This window comes from Pseudoxanthomonas putridarboris (assembly GCF_038321125.1).
Lineage (GTDB): Bacteria > Pseudomonadota > Gammaproteobacteria > Xanthomonadales > Xanthomonadaceae > Pseudoxanthomonas_A > Pseudoxanthomonas_A putridarboris.
The window spans coordinates 853,524-870,536 of record NZ_JBBWWT010000001.1 but is presented as its reverse complement, the minus strand read 5'-3'; the positions used below and the strand labels follow the sequence as shown (position 1 = coordinate 870,536).

At 68.9% G+C, this 17,013-nt stretch carries 14 protein-coding genes and 1 pseudogene; 6 read left to right on the top strand and 9 right to left on the bottom strand.

Going from position 1 to position 17,013, the window contains the following annotated elements:
* Positions 1–11: 11 nt before the first annotated feature.
* Entirely contained in the window at positions 12–1,040 is a 1,029-nt protein-coding gene (locus AAD027_RS03800; protein ID WP_341724668.1) for an NADP-dependent oxidoreductase, read from the bottom strand.
* A gap of 181 nt (positions 1,041–1,221) precedes the next feature.
* Between AAD027_RS03800 and AAD027_RS03795 the strand changes: the two genes are divergently transcribed.
* Both AAD027_RS03795 and AAD027_RS03790 read left to right on the top strand, forming a co-directional pair.
* Entirely contained in the window at positions 1,222–2,082 is an 861-nt protein-coding gene (locus AAD027_RS03795; protein ID WP_341724667.1) for a class I SAM-dependent methyltransferase, read from the top strand.
* A gap of 133 nt (positions 2,083–2,215) precedes the next feature.
* Positions 2,216–2,752, top strand: a complete 537-nt coding sequence (locus AAD027_RS03790) for a pseudouridine synthase (protein WP_341724666.1) — start codon at positions 2,216–2,218, stop codon at positions 2,750–2,752.
* Between the two features lie 171 nt (positions 2,753–2,923).
* On the opposite strand, the gene AAD027_RS03785 is transcribed toward AAD027_RS03790, so the two are convergent.
* The 3 genes and pseudogenes from AAD027_RS03785 to AAD027_RS19030 all read right to left on the bottom strand — a co-directional run.
* Positions 2,924–3,307 (bottom strand): hypothetical protein, encoded by a 384-nt coding sequence (locus tag AAD027_RS03785; RefSeq protein ID WP_341724665.1) that lies wholly within the window; start codon positions 3,305–3,307, stop codon positions 2,924–2,926.
* A 190-nt stretch (positions 3,308–3,497) separates the two neighbouring features.
* Positions 3,498–5,675 carry an ATP-dependent helicase HrpB gene (gene hrpB, locus AAD027_RS03780; protein ID WP_425605386.1) on the bottom strand — a complete coding sequence of 726 codons (2,178 nt, stop codon included), beginning with the start codon at positions 5,673–5,675 and terminating at the stop codon, positions 3,498–3,500.
* A 27-nt stretch (positions 5,676–5,702) separates the two neighbouring features.
* Positions 5,703–6,146 (bottom strand): annotated as a pseudogene (locus tag AAD027_RS19030) (ATP-dependent helicase HrpB); the annotation flags it as partial.
* 224 nt (positions 6,147–6,370) lie between these two features.
* Here AAD027_RS19030 and AAD027_RS03775 point away from each other — a divergent pair.
* Positions 6,371–7,168: a TatD family hydrolase gene (locus tag AAD027_RS03775; protein ID WP_341724663.1), complete on the top strand. Its 798-nt coding sequence runs from the start codon at positions 6,371–6,373 to the stop codon at positions 7,166–7,168.
* Positions 7,169–7,226: 58 nt separating this feature from the next.
* Here the strand turns inward: AAD027_RS03775 and AAD027_RS03770 are convergent, their stop codons facing one another.
* Complete coding sequence (locus AAD027_RS03770) at positions 7,227–7,556, bottom strand: hypothetical protein (protein ID WP_341724662.1); 330 nt, start codon at positions 7,554–7,556, stop codon at positions 7,227–7,229.
* 193 nt (positions 7,557–7,749) lie between these two features.
* On the opposite strand from AAD027_RS03770, the gene AAD027_RS03765 reads away from it, so the two are divergent.
* A complete protein-coding gene (locus tag AAD027_RS03765) occupies positions 7,750–9,750 on the top strand; it encodes a winged helix-turn-helix domain-containing protein (protein ID WP_341724661.1) in 2,001 nt (666 codons plus the stop codon).
* 139 nt (positions 9,751–9,889) lie between these two features.
* Here AAD027_RS03765 and AAD027_RS03760 read toward each other — a convergent pair whose 3' ends face one another.
* The 4 genes from AAD027_RS03760 to AAD027_RS03745 all read right to left on the bottom strand — a co-directional run bounded on the left by AAD027_RS03760 (position 9,890) and on the right by AAD027_RS03745 (position 14,248).
* A complete protein-coding gene (locus AAD027_RS03760) occupies positions 9,890–11,428 on the bottom strand; it encodes an OmpA family protein (protein WP_341724660.1) in 1,539 nt (512 codons plus the stop codon).
* A gap of 104 nt (positions 11,429–11,532) precedes the next feature.
* Complete coding sequence (gene panE, locus AAD027_RS03755) at positions 11,533–12,471, bottom strand: 2-dehydropantoate 2-reductase (RefSeq protein WP_341724659.1); 939 nt, start codon at positions 12,469–12,471, stop codon at positions 11,533–11,535.
* Positions 12,471–13,280 (bottom strand): ABC transporter permease, encoded by an 810-nt coding sequence (locus tag AAD027_RS03750; RefSeq protein WP_341724658.1) that lies wholly within the window; start codon positions 13,278–13,280, stop codon positions 12,471–12,473. Before AAD027_RS03750 ends, panE begins: the two co-directional genes overlap by 1 nt.
* Positions 13,277–14,248 carry an ABC transporter ATP-binding protein gene (locus tag AAD027_RS03745; RefSeq protein ID WP_341724657.1) on the bottom strand — a complete coding sequence of 324 codons (972 nt, stop codon included), beginning with the start codon at positions 14,246–14,248 and terminating at the stop codon, positions 13,277–13,279. Before AAD027_RS03745 ends, AAD027_RS03750 begins: the two co-directional genes overlap by 4 nt.
* Before the next feature lie 81 nt (positions 14,249–14,329).
* On the opposite strand from AAD027_RS03745, the gene AAD027_RS03740 reads away from it, so the two are divergent.
* Together AAD027_RS03740 and AAD027_RS03735 are read left to right on the top strand one after the other, a co-directional pair.
* Positions 14,330–15,118 (top strand): ferredoxin--NADP reductase, encoded by a 789-nt coding sequence (locus tag AAD027_RS03740; RefSeq protein ID WP_341724747.1) that lies wholly within the window; start codon positions 14,330–14,332, stop codon positions 15,116–15,118.
* A gap of 355 nt (positions 15,119–15,473) precedes the next feature.
* Entirely contained in the window at positions 15,474–16,979 is a 1,506-nt protein-coding gene (locus AAD027_RS03735; RefSeq protein ID WP_341724656.1) for an alpha/beta hydrolase, read from the top strand.
* Positions 16,980–17,013: the final 34 nt, after the last annotated feature.

Here is a 17,013-nt window from a genome sequence, read left to right as displayed (position 1 = left end):
ATCTTTCCTCGCTAGAGCTTCACCACCACCTTGCCGAAGTTCCTGCCCTTCAGCAGGCCGATCAATGCGGCGGGCGCGTTCTCCAGTCCTTCGACGATGTCCTCGCGGTACTTGATTTTTCCCTCGCCCAGCCAGCCGCCCATCTCGCGCAGGAACTGCGGATAGAGGGAGATGAAATCGCGCTGGATGAAGCCGCGCACGGTCAGGTGGCGGGTCAGGATCTGGCTCATCAGCATCGGCAGGCGGTCCGGACCGGGCGGCAATGCGCGGTCGTTGTAGTGCGCCACCAGTCCGCACACCGGGATGCGGGCGAAGTCGTTGAGCAAGGGCAGCACGGCATCGAACACCGCGCCACCGACGTTCTCGAAGTACACATCGATGCCGTTCGGGCACGCGGTACGCAGTTGATCGGCGAAATCCGGCGCGCGATGGTCCAGCGCCGCGTCGAAGCCCAGTTCGTCGCGCACGTACGCGCGCTTCGCCTCGCCACCGGCGATGCCCACGGCGCGCGCGCCGTGCAGCCGGGCGATCTGGCCGACAGTGGCGCCCACCGGACCGCTGGCCGCGGCGACCACGACGGTTTCTCCGGGTTGCGGTTTGCCGATTTCATGCAGGCCCGCGTAGGCGGTGAAACCCGGCATGCCGTGCACGCCCAGCGCGGTGGTCAGCGGCGCGATGCCGGCGTCCAGCTTGCGCGTGAGCGTCCGGCCTTCGGCGATGGCGTGGGTCTGCCACCCCCCGTGCGCCAGCACCACGTCACCCGGTTGCAGTCCGTCGCAACGGGACGCGATCACTTCCGATACCGTGCCGCCCTCCATCACTTCGCCGATCTCCACCGGCCTGGCGTAGGAACGCCCGGCATTCATGCGTCCGCGCATGTACGGGTCCAGCGACAGGTAGAGATTGCGCAGCAGTACCTGGCCTTCGCCGGGCGATGGCAACGGCGCCTGCTCGATGCGGAAGTTGTCGGCGGTGGGTTCGCCCTGCGGGCGCGACGCCAGCACGATGCGGGTCAGCGGTACAGTCGTGTCGGTGTTCATGGGTGCCTCGCATGTTGCGGCGCGGAATGAGCGGACGAAACCGCAGCATAGTCCGCCGCGATCATGAACGCAGCCACGGGCTGGCGCGGCATCGCGTCGCATCGGCGCACTGCGGCCACGGCGCGATGCGGCATGAACAGGGCGCGTGATAGGCTCCGCCCACCTTTCTGGAGGCAGATCCATGACCCGTATGTCCCTGTGCCTGGCGGTCGTCGCCGCACTCGCCGCTTCGCAACCGCTGCTGGCCGAATCGCCGGCCAGGACCGATGCCGCCACCCACACGCTTTCGGCTGCCGATACCGCGTCGCTGGATGCCGTGCTGAAGGGCGCGTGGCGCGACCCGGGCAACGTCGCCCGCGATGGCTTCCGCCATCCGAAGGAAACCCTGTCGTTCTTCGGCGTGACCCCGGGCAAGACGGTGATCGAGATCACCCCGGGCGGCGGTTGGTATTCCGAGATCCTGGCGCCCTACCTGCGCGAGCGCGGCCAGTACATCGCCGCCGTGGTGGACCCGATGGCGGTACCGGAAGGTCGCAGCCGCGACTACCACCAGCGCGGCGTGGACGGATTGGCGAAGAAGTTCGCCGACGGCGCGGCGCAGTACGGCAAGGCCGGCATCGTGAAGTATTCGCCGACCGCACCGGAGTTCGGCCCGGCCGACTCGGCCGACGTGGTGCTGACCTTCCGCAACGTGCACAACTGGCGCAGCGCCGGGCAGGCCGAGGGTATGTTCAAAGGCTTCTTCGACGTGCTCAAGCCCGGCGGCGTGCTGGGCGTGGTGGAGCACCGCGCCACCCGGGACGTACCGGAAGACGACCGCAGCGGCTACGTGGGCGAGGCGCAGGTGATCGCGCTGGCCGAGGCCGCGGGCTTCCGGCTGGATGCGAAGAGCGAGGTCAACGCCAATCCCAAGGACACCAAGGACCATCCCAACGGCGTATGGACGCTGCCGCCCAGCAACAACCACGATGCCGCCGATGCCGCCAAGTACCAGGCCATCGGCGAAAGCGACCGGATGACGCTGCGGTTCGTGAAACCCTGAAGACCGGGATTCGGGATTTGGATCGGAGATTGGGAAAAGCAGGGCCGCTACCACGCACGGTAGCGGTCAGGATGCGCGATCCGCTCTGATCGAATCCCGAATCCCGAATCCCGCATCTCCACTCTCGTCCCTCGTGCTGATCGCCTTCAACAAACCCTTCAACGTACTCTGTCAGTTCACCGACCGCGGCGATCCGCCGCGACGGACGCTGGCGGAGTTCGGCTTGCCGGCCAACGTCTATGCCGCCGGCCGGCTGGACTACGACAGCGAAGGCCTGTTGCTATTGACCGACGACGGCGCGCTGGCCAACCGGCTGACCGATCCGCGCCACAAGCAACCCAAGACCTACTGGGCGCAGGTGGAAGGCACGCCGGACGAGGCTAAGCTGGCCGCATTGCGCAAGGGCGTGGTGTTGAACGATGGACCGACGCGGCCGGCTGTGGTGTCGTTGCTCGAACCTGCGCCGGCGCTGTGGCCGCGCGATCCGCCGGTGCGCTTTCGCAAGACGGTGCCGGACGCCTGGATCGAACTGACCATCACCGAAGGCCGCAACCGCCAGGTACGGCGCATGACCGCCGCGGTCGGCCTGCCGACGTTGCGGCTGGTGCGCGTGGCGATGGGCGAGGTGCGGCTGGATGGACTGGCGCCCGGGCAGTGGCGCGAGGTCTGAAAGAGCGGGAAATCGCGGCTTGCCATGTTGCGGACCGTAACTTCGATCCGCCAAGTCACCATCTCTGCGCGAGCCTGTGGGAGCGACGTAAGTCGCGACGGCACTCCTGGCTCGTCCGGATTCCGGTCGCGACTTACGTCGCTCCCACAGAAATTGAAGAACCGGGGCCGATCAGGTTTCCGCTGAGCTGGACGGTGCCGTGCTGCGCGGCTTGCGCGGCGTCGCACGCTTGCTGGCGCCCGCCTTGCCGGTGCCGTTGACCTTGCGCGCCTCGATACGGCGCGACTTGCCTTCGATCGGCGCATTGGCCTGTTCGCGCTTGCGCTTGCGGTAGGCGGCGTACGCCAGCAGGCCCACGCCGGCCGCCGCCGCGATGGTGGCCACCGGATTGCGGCGCACGAAACCGCGCGCCACCTTGGCACCGGCCTTCACCGCACCCAGCGCGGCCCCGGTCTGCAACAGCTTGTCGGCGTTGGGCACCACCTGCTTCAGGCTGCTGCCAGCCTGGCTGGCCAGTTCCAGCGCGCGGTCGGTGATGATCGTCAGCTTGCTCATGGGGCTGTCCCTGAAAGTGGGTGGAGGGGGCCAGTCTCCACCGCGCGATGTTTACAGCGCGTTAGCGCCGCTTCCGGCAACTGGCCCGATGCTGAACGAAGCACCGCACGACCCTGCGATCGGGGACCCTGCCTGCCGCGACATCCAGTCCACCGCCGTCCCGTCGCAGGCGATCACGAGTGCCCGACGATCAAGTGCCCCGCGGCTTTGCCCGATGCGTCGCCTGCGCCGACCAGGGATCGTCGGGCCATGGGTGCTTGGGATATCGCCCCTTCATTTCCTTCTTCACTTCCGGGTAGGTGCGTTCCCAGAAACCCTTCAGGTCCTGCGTGACCTGCAGCGGGCGGCCTCCGGGCGACAACAGGTGCAACGTCACCCGGATGCGGCCGTCGGCGATCCGCGGCGTATCGGCCAGGCCGAACAGTTCCTGCAGCTTCACCGCCAGCACCGGCGACTGTCCGTGCGCGTACTCGATGCGCCGCTCCATGCCCGAGGGCACGATGATGCGAGACGGGGCGAGCTGGTCGATGCGCTGGCGCAGCGACCAGTCGAGCGATGACTTCAACGCAGCGGCCAGTTCGTCCTCGCCCAGCGCGTCCAGCCGGGTCTTGCCGGCGAAGGCGGGACGCAGCCAGTCGTCGAGCGTCGCCAGCAGCGCTTCGTCGGACAGGTCGGGCAGGCCGAGTTCCGGCATCCACTCGCGCAGGCAGCGCACGCGTTCGCGCCATTGTTGCAGCGATTCGCTCCACGACAACGCGGACAGGCCCAACTCCCGCACGGCCTGGGTCAGCGCGGCGGCCGCGAGCGCAGGATCGACACGGCCGGCCGGCCGTGCATCCAGCACGATCTGGTCGAAGCGCGATTCGCGTTGCGCGACCAGTGCGCGCCGGCCGGCATCCCAGCGCACGCTGTCCTCGGTGACGAAGCGGTCGGCGAAGTCCCCGCGCAGGCGCCGCTCGTCCACCGGCGCGCCGCGCTGGATCAACGCATCGCGCGCTTCGTGGCGCAGCTCGCCGACCACGATCCATGGCTCGCCGAACAGAGCGCTGTCGTCGAACAGTCGCGCGGTACGGCCATTGGCCAGCGCGTAACGGCGCGGGTCCTGCGGATGCTGGAAACCGATGCGGTCCGGAAAGGCATGCATCAGCACGTCGCCGAGGCGATGCGCCTCCACGCTGGAAGGCGGCGAGGCATCGACGCGTGCGCGGCGACGCCACTGCCTGGCGGCAGCGTCGATGGCGGCCAGGGCGGAACGGTTCGCCTCGGCCGGCACGCGGCCATTGCGAAACGCCGCCAGGGCACGCCAGCGTGCGGCCAGCGCATCGCCGCCCTGGCGCAGCGGATCCCGCGCTTCGAGCAACGCGGCCAGGTCGCAGGCCAGTGCACGGTCTTCCTGGCCGCTCACGGACAGCAGCATGGCGGCCAGCCGCGGATGCGTGCCCAACGCCAGCATGCGCCTGCCCAGCGGCGTGATCGCGTTCGATCCATCCAACGCGCCCAGCCGGCGCAGCAGGTCGCGCGCGGCGCTCAGCGCCCCGGGGGGCGGGGCATCGACGAAGCGCAGAGCCTGCCCCGGACCCGATCCGAGGTCGGTGATGCCCCAAGCGGCCAGTTCCAGCGCCAGCGAAGCCAGTTCGACCAGCGCGATTTCCGGACGACGCTGCGGATCCAGCCGCTGCGACTGCGGCCACAGCCGGTACGCCCAGCCTTCCGCGACGCGGCCGGCGCGGCCGGCGCGCTGGTCGGCCGAGGCTTGCGAAATGTTCACCACGTCCAATCGCGCGAAACCGCTGTTGGGGTCGTAGCGCGGTTCGCGCGCCAACCCGCTGTCGATCACCGCGCGCACGCCGGGCAGCGTCACCGAGGATTCGGCCACGTTGGTGGCCAGCACCACGCGGCGACGGCTGTGTGGATCGGGTTGCAGGGCTTCGGATTGTTTCTCGACGGGAAGTTCGCCGTGCAACGGCAGGACGACGATGTCGTTGTTTCGTTCTCCTTCCGGCAGAAGGGCCTGCCCCGTACTTGATGCGGGGTGGCGCGAAGCGCCGGATGAGGGTGCGGCGGAGTCCGGAATGCCGGAACCGCCGCGCTCGTCCCAGACCTTCACCCCAACCCCTCTCCCGACGGGAGAGGGGCTCAAGGCGGCTTCCACCCGTGCAATCTCGCGCTGACCAGGCAGGAACACCAGTACGTCGCCAGGATGCGTCTGCAGGGCGTGTTCGATGGCGCGGCGGGTCTGCACTTCCAGCGATTCGTCGCGGCGCGCGGGGAAGTGCGCGATCTCGACGGGATGGCTGCGGCCCTCGCTGCTCAGCCGCGGCGCATCGAGGAAACGCGCCAGCTTTTCGCCGTCCAGGGTGGCCGACATTACAACGATGCGCATGTCCTCGCGCAATTGCGACTGCACGTCCAGCGCCAGCGCCAGGCCCAGGTCGCCGGACAGGTGACGTTCGTGGAACTCGTCGAACAGGATCGCGCCGATGCCCTCCAGCATCGGATCGTCCTGGATCATCCGGGTCAGGATACCTTCGGTGACGACTTCGATACGGGTGCGCGGGCCGACCTTGTTCTCGAAGCGGATGCGGTAGCCCACGGTCTCGCCAACCGCCTCGTCCAGCTGCCGGGCCATGAAGCCGGCGGCGGCGCGCGCGGCCACGCGGCGTGGTTCCAGCATCACGATCTTGCGCCCTTCCAGCCATGGCTGGTCCAGCAACGCCAGCGGCACCTGCGTGGTCTTGCCGGCGCCCGGCGGCGCTTCCAGCACCAGGCGCGGGTGCGCGGACAGGCTGCGGGCGATATCCGGCAGCAGCGGGGTGATGGGAAATTCGGGCGACAGCATGCCGCATAAGAATAAAGCCTTCCCTCCCTCCCCCTGTAGGAGCGGCTTCAGCCGCGACCGGGAATCAAGAAGGCAGAAGACACGGATAAAGCCAATCAAAGCAAAAAGCTTTATCCGCGTTGATCCGTGTCAATCCGTGGCTTAAAGGTTTTTTGTGGTTCCCGGTCGCGGCTGAAGCCGCTCCTGCAGGGGCGGTGCGGGTCTGCGGCCAGTAGAATGCGGGCATGGAATTGATCGACATCGGCGCCAACCTGACCCACGACAGCTTCGACCACGACCGCAACGCGGTGCTGCACCGCGCGCGCGAGGCCGGCGTGGCGCAACTGATCGTCACCGGCGCCAGCCGCGAGCATTCGCCCAAGGCGCTGGCCCTGGCGCAGGCGCACCCCGGGGAACTGTTCGCCACCGCCGGCGTGCACCCGCACCACGCCAGCGAATACACCGACGAATGCGATGCCGAGATGCGCGCGCTGCACGCGCATGCCGAAGTGGTGGCGGTGGGCGAATGCGGGCTGGACTATTTCCGCGACTTCTCGCCGCGCCCGGCGCAGCGCAGGGCCTTCGAGCGGCAACTGCAGATCGCGGCAGACACCTGCAAGCCATTGTTCCTGCACCAGCGCGACGCGCACGATGACTTGATGGCGGCGATGGGGAACTTCGACGGCAGGCTGGGGCCGGCGGTGGTGCACTGCTTCACCGGGACGAAGAAGGAGCTGTTCGACTACCTGGACCAGGACTGGCACATCGGCATCACCGGCTGGCTGTGCGACGAACGCCGCGGCCTGCACCTGCGCGAACTGGTCAGGTCCATTCCAGCGAACCGGCTGATGATCGAGACCGACGCGCCCTACCTGCTGCCGCGCACGGTCAAGCCGCAGCCCTCTCACCGCCGCAACGAACCGATGTACCTGGCCCACATCGTGGCCGAACTGGCGCGCGACCGCGGCGAGGACGTGGACGCCACCGCCGCGCAGACCACGCGAACGGCGCGGGCGTTCTTCCGCCTGCCGGCCACCGGCTGAAGCGCGCCACCGCCGGGACGCATTGCGTGCGTCGCCGGCCGCGCTTGGCGATGCGCCGCTACCGGCGGCGACGGTTGTCGGCGACGCGGCGCTTTTCCACCGTACGCGCGGCCGGCGCATCGAACACGACGCGCACGCTCCGGGCCTGGCTGCGCAGGCAGGCCCGGCGGGCTTCGCCCATCAGCGCGGTACGGCTGGCATAGACCTGGCTGAAGTTGTGCTGCCCCAACAGTTCGCCGACCTCGCGCTGGCTGGGCAGTCTGGGATGGGCGCAGTCGATGACGATGTGGGCGGGGACGCCGTCTGGGCCGGCGCTGGCGATGGGTGCGGCAGCCAGCCCCACGGCGGCCGACAGCAGGGCAAGGGCGATGTGGTTGCAGGCGTTCATGGCGGTTTCCTGAGTGAGTGGGCCGGGTCGTGCCGGCGCGACCAGACTCCCGCCGGCGCCCCCGGCGCGTCTTGAGGAAAGACGCGGGCGGCGCGTGGGCTTTGTCGGGAATGCTTGGGGAATGCTTAGGCCGACCGCCGGACGGGATTCCGTATCAGGAGTTACGAGCCCCCATGGGGATTGCCGCGCCGCCATGTCCCTGCCAGCACCCGCCCAGCTTGCCTTCGACGACGTGGTGATCGATTTCGCCGGCCGCCGGCTGCTGCGTGGCGGGGTGGAGCAGGCGCTGGAACCGAAGGCATTCGCGGTACTGGCCCTGCTGGCCGGCGAACCCGGCCGGGTCTTCGCCCGGGACGAGATCCTGGATGCGGTTTGGGGCCATCGCCACGTCACCCCGGGCGTGCTGAACAGGATCGTGACCCTGCTGCGTCAGGCGCTGGACGAGGACGCCCATCACCCGCGCCTGCTGCATACGCTCCACGGTGTCGGCTACCGCTTCGACCTGCCCGCCGCCTGTGCGTCGCCCGCGACGGAGACGACCTTGCCGAATCCACCCGGCGCCAGCGCTGAGACTTCCCCCATCCAGGCGCTGAACCGCCGCGCCAGCGACCAGGCCCCGGCGCGCAGGCCATGGCACACCGCGCGCCGGCTGCCGCTGCTGCCGGCCGTACTTGTCGTGGCCGTCGTGGGCGCGTTGTGGCTGTGGCCGCGCGCCGATCCCGCGCCACCGGCGTCCGTCTCGTCTTCCACCGCCACCGTGGGCACTCCCACCCTGGTGGTGATGCCCCTGAAGCCGATCGACGATGGCGACCGCACGCGGATCATCGCCGACGGGCTGGGCGAAGAACTGATCTGCAGCCTGGCGCAGATCGATGGCCTGCGGGTGATCGCGCGCGATTCCACCCGCCTGGCAGCCGCCGAATCGAACGATCCGGCACAGCTGGTGCAACGCCTGGGCATCACCCATGCGCTGGAAGGCAACCTGCAGCAGTCGGGGCAGTCGCTGCGGGTGCGCCTGCGCCTAGTCGATGCGCACGGGGGCGGCGCGCTGTGGACCAAGGACTTCGACCGCGACGCGTCCGAGGTCCTGCTGCTGCAACGCGAGATCGCCGAGGCGGTGGCCGCTTCGCTGGCGCTGAAGCTGGGCCTGGACGCGGTCCCGGCCAGGAGCGGCGACGCGGAGTTCCTTCACCGCTACCTGGTCGCGCGGGCGCTGGTGAACCGCCGCGACCTGCCGCCGGAAGCGTCCACCGAATTGGCCGAAAGCGAGTTCCGCGACCTGGTGCGCGCGCACCCCGACGATGCGCGCGCACGCGCCGGGCTGGCCCTGGCGCTGGAGGTACGCGCCCAGCGCAAACCGACATTGGCGCCGGCGCTGCGCCAAGAGGCGCTGCGCGAGGCCACCCTCGCCATGCAGCTCGACCCCAGCCTGCCCGAACCGTACTTCGTGCTGGCATCGGACGCCTGCTACAAGAGCGAATGGGAGCGCTGCCTGGAGCTGGAAGCGAAGACGCTCAAGGTGGCGCCCAGCAACACCGACGTGGTCTACGGCAACGCCATCATCCTGGCCCGGCTGGGCTACCTGGACCGCGCCGAATCCGTGATGCGCGAACTGGCCGCGCGCGACCCGATCAGCGACAGGCCCAGCTTTCTCCTGGGCCGCATCCTCGACACCCAGGGACGCCACGACGAGGCCCGTCGCGAGTTCGTGGGGCTGCCGCCCGACGCGGCCTACGCGCGCTGGTTCAACGCGGTGTGGCGCCGCGATTACGCGGCTGCGCTGCGCATCGCCGAGCGGGACATCGGCGCGCCGGACCATCCCGACGCCTACGCATCGCGGCTGGCGCCGGGATACGTGGCGGCCTCGCGCGCGCTGGCCGATCCGTCGTTGTGGCCGCAGGCGGTCGCCGAGTTCGAGAAGTCCGAACAGTCCACGGGACTCACCAACTTCGCCCGCGTGCTGACGCCGGATGCGCCGGCGCGGGCCGCCTACCTGATCCGTGAACTCAACCAGATCCGCCAGCGCGGCTATTCGAGCTGGGACCTGCTGCTGTGGTCCAAGGACCTGGCCTTCCTGCGCCGCGATCCCGCGTTCCAGGAGTTCCTGCGCGACAACGGGATACTCGCCTACTGGCGCAAGCATGGTTTCCCGGCGCAATGCCGCGCGCAGGGGGACGGCGCGGTCTGCGAATAGCCGCCGGCCGCGACGGCGACAGCGCGGGCGTTTTCCGGCTGCCTGGTGCGGCCTGAGGCCGCGCCGCATCGATCAATCCCACTGTCCCCGGCTCGGGCCACCGTGCCGGGCCAAGCCGGCACCGACACTCGGTTGACCGTCAGGGTTTCCTGACCAGTTCCACCCGCCGGTTCTTCGCGCGGCCCGCGTCCGTGCCGTTGTCGGCGATGGGGCGATCCTGGCCGAAGCCCGCGGCGGAGAGCCGTTGGGCGTCGATGCCCTGGCCGGTCAGCGCTGCGACCACCGATGCCGCCCGCGCCGTCGAAAGCGTGCGGTTGCGTTCGACGGTGCCGGTGTCGTCGGTATGGCCTTCGATCGACAGCGACAGTGCCGGGTCCTGCCGCAGCAGGGCCAGCACCTGGTCGATCTGCGGCTGCGACTCGGGCAGGATGTCGGCCTTGTCCGTGGCGAAGTTGACCTGGATCGCCACGCGCCCGCTGGCATCGAGTTGCTTCTTCAGCGCATCGGCCGGCAGCAGGGCGGAGGTCTGCGCGAAGCCCTGGCGCTCGACGACCACCCAGCCGGCGGCCAGGTATTCCGATCGCGCGTGCACCCACACCTGGCGGCCATCGGGCAGGTCGACACGGTATACCAGCGAGTCGTAATCGCCCCAGCCGAAACTGGTGGCATCGCTGTAGGGGCTCTTCTGCTCGAAGGTGATGCTGTCAGCGGCATCCTTCGGGATCCGGCCATCGAACAGCTTGGTGCCGCCGGCCTCCGCCATCATCGCCTCCAGGTTGCGGCGCACCTCGTGCATCGAGTGCAGTCCCTCCCTGGCCTTGACCGAAGCGGCATGGGTCTTGCCCTCGACGGTCTCGAAACCGCTGCCGGTCCAGAACGGATAGGCGTCGTAGTCGCGCTGGCGCGGCCGGTTGCCGTCGTCGTAGCCGGCCGGCAGCGACAGGTAGGGGAATTCGTTCTTCCAGTGCGAGGTCGCCACGAACGGACGCTCCTCCACGATCACCAGGCCCGCCGACATGGTGTCGGCGGACAGCTGCACCCAGATGTTGCGGTCGGCCTGGCGGACCACGTGGACCGTGGTCGGCGTGTCCCCGTCCATGTTGACGCCATCGATGAAACCGCCGCCGATCTCGTCCTCGAGTTGCGGACCATAGTAGAGGTCACGCTTGAGCGGACCCTCGAAGATCTTCTTCGCGCCGGCCTGTTCCAGCACGGCCTCCAGGTTGCGGCGCAGTTCCAGCGCCGAATACTCCTTGTCCGGCGCGGTCTGGCGGTCGATGCCGATGCGCGCGCTCCAGCTCGCGCCTTCCACCCAGTGCAGGCCGTCGCCCACGCGGAACGGAAAGCGTGCGTAGGCACGCTTCTGCTCGCCGTTGGCCGGGGCATAGTTGGCCGGGGCATAGCCGGTGGGTAGCGAGAAGACCGGCAATTCGCCCAATGCCTGCGTGCTGACCGGCACGCTCCCGATATCGAATGGCACCAGCGCGATCGGGTGGTTCCCCCTGTCGAGCAGGGCGTCGCCGCCTGTACCGTCCACCGCAACAGGGGTCGGGTCCGCCGTGGCGGGTGCCGCAGGCGCCGGCACTCCTTCCATGGCGGCCTGTTCGCCCTCGTTCCCGGACTTGCCGCCGCATGCCGACAGCACCAGCGCCGCGGCACACGCCGTGGCCAGCATCATGCTCCGCATTCCGTAGTCGCTCCTTGGTTGGGAAGCGCCGAGCGTACCCGATCAATGTTCAACGAATATGGCGGCCCATCGAGGGCGGCGCCGATGCCGCGCACCTAGGTCGCACGCTGCGCCTGGTAGGCCTGCAGATGTATCCACGCCGCCTGGAGTCGCTGGGCATCGATGCCCAGCTCCGCCGCGCGGTGAACCATGTCGCCGACGATGTGCACCGCCTCCACGCGCTGGCCGGCTTCCAGGTCGCGCAGCATCGACGCCTTCAACGGCGAATCGGCCTGGGTCAGCGTTTCCAGCGCGGTCGTCTGGGCGGCGGCGGGAATCGGCTGGCCGGAGGCCGCGGCGACCGCCAGGCATTCGGCGTACAGCGCCGTCATGAAGTCGCGGCCGCCTTCGGCCGCCACGATGGCGCCGATGGGCGCGCGCATCAGGCAGGTGCCGGCGGCCAGCGCGGCGAGGAAGCCGTACTTGATCCACTGCGCCTGCGCGATGTCGCCGGTGTGCTGGTGGTCGATGCCGGCCTGCGCGCAGAGTGCGGCCAACGCGCGCAGCCGTTCGTTCGGCGGCTGGCCTTCGCGCTCGCCGAAGGTCATCGAAGCCGGCTTGCCGAGGTGCAGGATCTCGCCTTCGCCGCCGAGCGCCGCGCTGATGAAGCACAACCCGCCCAGCACATTGGCGAAGCCGAAGCGCGCATCCAGCACTTCGTAATGGCGCAGGCCATTGAGCAGCGGCAGCACCTGCGCGCCCGCTTCCACCGCCGGCGCGATACCGTCCATCGCACTGTCCAGGTCGTAAGCCTTGCAGCTCAGCAGCACCAGGTCGAAGGGATTCTCCGCAACGACGCCGGGCAGTTCGTCCGCCGTGACGGCGACCACCGACAACTGCGCGTCGCCCAAGGGACTGACGATATGCAGGCCGTGCTCGCGCAGCAACGCTGCGCGCGCAGGCCGCACCAGGAAGGTCACGTCCGCGCCGGACTGCGCCAGGCGGCCGCCGAAGTAGCCACCGGTGCCGCCGGCGCCGAGCACGAGGATGCGCATCAGCTGCGCAGCCCCACGCCCTTCTTCAGCAGCCACAGGCCCAGCGCACCCAGCGCCACCACGAAGCCGATCATCAGCGTGTACGCCACCCACAGCGGCACGTCGCTGGTGCCCAGCAGGCCGTAGCGGAAGGCGTTGACCATGTAGAAGATCGGGTTGGCGTGGGTCAGCGCCTCGGCCCAGGGCGGCAGCAGCGTGACCGAATAGAACACGCCGCCCAGGTAGGTCAGCGGGGTCAGGATGAAAGTGGGCACGATGGCGATGTCGTCGAACTTCTTCGCATACGCCGCGTTGACGAAACCGGCCAGTGAGAAGATCGTCGCGCCCAGCAGCACGGTGGTGATGGTGACCAGCGGATGCGGGATGCGGACCTTGGTGAAGAACATGGCGATCACCAGCACGATGGCGCCGACCATCAGCCCGCGCAGCACCGCGCCGGCCACGTAGCCCAGCAGGATCACCCAGTTGGGCATCGGGCTGACCAGCAGTTCCTCCACGTGGCGGCCGAACTTGGCGCCGAAGAAGCTGGAGCTGATGTTGCCGTAGCTGTTCTGGATGATGCTCATCATCACCAGCCCCGGCACGATGAACTCCATGTACGTGTAGCCGCCCATGTCGCCGATCTTCGAGCCGATCAGGCCGCCGAAGATCAGGAAGTACAGGGTCATGGTGATGGCCGGCGGCACCAGGGTCTGGCCCCAGATGCGCAGGATGCGCGCGACTTCGCGGCGGACGATGGTGCCCAGCGCGACCAGGTTCTTCTGCAACGGCGTGGTCGCGGCGGTCTCCTGCGGGGTCACGGCGCTCATGCGGCCTGCTCCCGCTTGGCGGCGGCTTCGTCGCCGGTCAGGCGGACGAACAGTTCCTCCAGCCGGTTGCTCTTGGTGCGCATCGAACGCACGCGGATGCCGGCATCGCCCAGCGCGGCGAACACGCGGTTGAGGTCCATCGCGCGCGGCATGTCCAGGTCCAGCGTGTGGCCGTCGGCCGCGATCAACGTGGTGCCTTCGATCGCCGGCAGCTGCGCCGGCAGGTCGCCGTCGATGTCGAACAAAAAGCCTTCCACGTCCAGCTTGGCCAGCAGCGCGCGCATCGGCCCCTGCTCGACGATGGTGCCGCGGTCGATGATGGCCAGGTTGCGGCAGAGGCTCTCGGCCTCCTCCAGGTAGTGCGTGGTCAGGATGATGGTGGTGCCGGCGGCGTTGATCTCCTTCAGCGTCTTCCACATGCCGCGGCGGATCTCGATGTCCACGCCGGCGGTGGGTTCGTCCAGGATCAGCAGGCGCGGGCGGGTCATCATGGCGCGCGCGATCATCAGCCGCCGCTTCATGCCGCCGGACAGCGTGCGGCTCATCGCCGTGGCCTTGTCCCACAACTGCGCACGCCGGAGTTCCTCCTCGGCGCGCATCAGCGCCTCGGCGCGCGGAATGCCGTAGAAGCCCGCGTAGTTCACGCAGATGTCCAGCGGCTTCTCGAACATGTTGAAGTTGAGTTCCTGCGGCACCAGGCCCAGCAGGCGCATCGCGCCGTCGCGGTCCCGGTCCAGGTCGGTGCCGAACACGCGCACCTGGCCCGCGCTCTTGTTGACCAGCGAACTGACGATGCCGATCAGGGTGGACTTGCCGGCGCCGTTGGGGCCCAGCAGGGCGAAGAAATCGCCGGGATCGACCTGCAGCGACACGCCCTTGAGGGCCTGCACGCCGGTGTCGTAGACCTTGCGCAGGTCGGTGATGGCCAGCGCGGGAGCCGCAGCCGATGCCGTGGTGGGAGACGCCATGGAGCCGTACCTTGTGCGCCCTGCGGGCGCCGGGGGAGATGCAAGCGCTTATTATAGGCGTCCCGCCGGGCCGGTCCCGGCATACAGTGTGTTCCAGCCGCCTTGGCCATCGCGCCCGCCTCATCCAAGCATTTCCCCCTGAAGCTCGTCGGGCGCCGCATGCTGGCCCCCAGTGTCGGCCACTACACCTTCGTCCGCGACGACGGGCAGCCGCTGGACTTCATCCCGGGACAGTTCATCCAGGTGCATTTCCAGTACGCCGATGGCACCGCCACCAAGCGCAGTTACTCGCTGGCGACCATCCACGACCATGCGATGGGCCCGGGCGAAGCGGTGGAGATCGCGGTGAGCTACGTGGCCGGAGGCGCCGCCACGGCGCTGTTCGAGGGCCTGCCGGAGGGCGGCCACGTGGATGCCAGCGGCCCCTACGGCCGCTTCTGTCTGATGCCGGGCGACCAGAACAGGCGCTACCTGCTGATCGGTACCGGCACCGGCGTCACGCCGTACCGCGCGATGCTGCCGCAGCTGGAAACGCTGATCGCCCAGCGCGGCATCGAAGTGGTGCTGCTGTTCGGCGCCCGCACGCCGGCCGAGCTGCTGTACGGCGACGAGTTCCGCGCCTTCGCCGACAGGCATCCGAATTTCCGCTTCGTGCCCTGCTTCTCGCGCGAGCTGCCGGAAAATCCGCACCCGGACGTGCGCCATGGCTACGTGCAGCAGTTCCTGCCGGAGTTCGCCCCCGATCCGGCCCGCGACATCGCCTACCTGTGCGGCAACCCCAACATGGTGGACGCCTGCTTCGAGGCGCTGAAGGAGCACGGGCTGCCAGTGCCGCAGATCCGGCGCGAGAAGTACGTCAGCAGCAAGTAAACGGAGCGACCGGAATCCTGGAAGGAACTTCCTCTCCCCGTTTGCTGGGGAGAGGGTGCCGAAGGCGGGTGAGGGGCGAACGGAGACGGTCTCCGCCCGTTTGCGAGAGGTTTCCGGAGACGATTGCTTTCAAGCCGCTACCGGAAATGGAAGCCTGCTTGCGCCGGCGGCTCTCCTTTCCGTTTTCCGGACACCCCGTATCAGGCTCGGAGCAGGCTTTTCCCCTGGAAACGGAGAGAAGGATCGTTCGCCGCCCAAATCGGAGAAGGCGAATCACCCGCTCCCTACTTCGGTCACATCCGGCCATCCGGCCCGTCATGGCATGCTGGGAACAGCCTAAAACGGGACAGACACCATGGAAACACCACGTCGTTCACTGGCCGCCGCGCTGGGCGCGCTGCTGCTGGCCGCCTGCAGCGGGCCCGCCCAGGACACCGGCCAGCACGCCGTGCGGCACTACGGCAGCCTCGCGTTCAGGCCCTGCACACTGACCTCGCCCTACCTGACCACCAACGTGGAGGCGCAGTGCGCCACGTTGCCGGTGGCCGAGGATCCGGACCAGCCGGAAGGCCGCAAGGTGGCGTTGAACGTCGCCTGGCTGCCGGCCACCAACGAAGGCGCCGCCACCGACGACCCGGTGTTCTTCCTGGCCGGCGGCCCGGGCCAGTCGGCCGTGGAAGTGTGGCCGGCCATCGACGCGTCCTTCCGCGAAGTGCGCAAGTCGCGCCACGTCATCCTGGTGGACCAGCGCGGCACCGGCCAGTCCAACCCGCTGTCGTGCAAGGACGACCAGGGCCGCAACGCCTACGGCGATACGGAGGACCTGGGCGAAGCGGCGGCGGTCGCGTTCGCGCGCCAGTGCGCGGCGTCGCTGGAAGCCGATCCACGCTTCTACACCACCACCGACGCGGTACGCGACCTGGACAGCGTGCGCGCCGCGTTGGGCGCGGAGAAAATCAACGTGGCCGGCGCGTCGTACGGCACGCGGGTGGCGCAGCAGTACGCGATGCGCCTTCCGCAGCACACGCGCAGCGTCGTCATCGACGGCGTGATCCCGAACGAACTCGCGCTGGGCAGCGACCATGCGCGCAACCTGGATGCCGCGCTGGCGCTGCAATTCCAGCGTTGCCAGGACACCCCGGCCTGCAAGGACAAGTTCGGCGGCGACATGCGCGAACAGCTGCGCGGGCTGATGGCCCGGCTGGGTACCGAGACCGTGGAAACCGACTACCGCGATCCGCTGACCGGCGAAGTGGCGCGCGACCGCGTCACGCCTGGCGCGGTGGCCGGCATCACCCGCATGTATTCGTACTACCCGCAGGGCGCCGCGCTGCTGCCACTGGTGCTGAGCGAAGCCCACCAGGGCCGCTATGGCTCGCTGATGTCGCTGGCGAAGCTGCTGGAGACGCAGATGGGCGACCAGTTCATGCACGGCATGCAGCTGTCGGTGATCTGCGCCGAGGATGCCGACCTGCTGCAGGACAACCCGGACGACCGCGACACGGTGCTGGGCAACACGATGGGCGATTACCTGAAGGCGCAGTGCTCGGCCTGGCCCACCGGAAAGCGCCCGGCGGATTTCCACGCGCCATGGGCGTCGGATCTACCCACCCTGCTGCTGTCCGGCGAACTGGACCCGGTGACGCCGCCGCGCTACGGCGAGCAGATCGTGCGCAACCTGCCTAACGGCCGCCACATCGTGCTGAAGGGCCAGGGCCACGGCACCTTCGGCGTGGGCTGCATGCCCAAGCTGCTGGGCCGTTTCCTGGAAAGCGCCGACGCGAAGGCGCTGGACGCCAAATGCCTGGACTCGCTGGACTACGTGCCGCCCTTCACCAGCTTCAACGGCTGGGAACCGTAAGCCGTCATCGCGCGCCGCGACGGATTCCCTTCCT

Bases quoted from the DNA above. Each gene is read 5' to 3' on its own strand.
- AAD027_RS03765 (WP_341724661.1), top strand. From the start codon at position 7,750: ATGTCCCTGCCAGCACCCGCCCAGCTTGCCTTCGACGACGTGGTGATC.
- AAD027_RS03745 (WP_341724657.1), bottom strand. From the start codon at position 14,248: ATGGCGTCTCCCACCACGGCATCGGCTGCGGCTCCCGCGCTGGCCATC.
- AAD027_RS03735 (WP_341724656.1), top strand. From the start codon at position 15,474: ATGGAAACACCACGTCGTTCACTGGCCGCCGCGCTGGGCGCGCTGCTG.
- AAD027_RS03750 (WP_341724658.1), bottom strand. From the start codon at position 13,280: ATGAGCGCCGTGACCCCGCAGGAGACCGCCGCGACCACGCCGTTGCAG.
- AAD027_RS03770 (WP_341724662.1), bottom strand. From the start codon at position 7,556: ATGAACGCCTGCAACCACATCGCCCTTGCCCTGCTGTCGGCCGCCGTG.
- AAD027_RS03775 (WP_341724663.1), top strand. From the start codon at position 6,371: ATGGAATTGATCGACATCGGCGCCAACCTGACCCACGACAGCTTCGAC.
- panE (WP_341724659.1), bottom strand. From the start codon at position 12,471: ATGCGCATCCTCGTGCTCGGCGCCGGCGGCACCGGTGGCTACTTCGGC.
- AAD027_RS03785 (WP_341724665.1), bottom strand. From the start codon at position 3,307: ATGAGCAAGCTGACGATCATCACCGACCGCGCGCTGGAACTGGCCAGC.
- hrpB (WP_425605386.1), bottom strand. From the start codon at position 5,675: ATGTCGGCCACCCTGGACGGCGAAAAGCTGGCGCGTTTCCTCGATGCG.
- AAD027_RS03760 (WP_341724660.1), bottom strand. From the start codon at position 11,428: ATGATGCTGGCCACGGCGTGTGCCGCGGCGCTGGTGCTGTCGGCATGC.
- AAD027_RS03795 (WP_341724667.1), top strand. From the start codon at position 1,222: ATGACCCGTATGTCCCTGTGCCTGGCGGTCGTCGCCGCACTCGCCGCT.
- AAD027_RS03800 (WP_341724668.1), bottom strand. From the start codon at position 1,040: ATGAACACCGACACGACTGTACCGCTGACCCGCATCGTGCTGGCGTCG.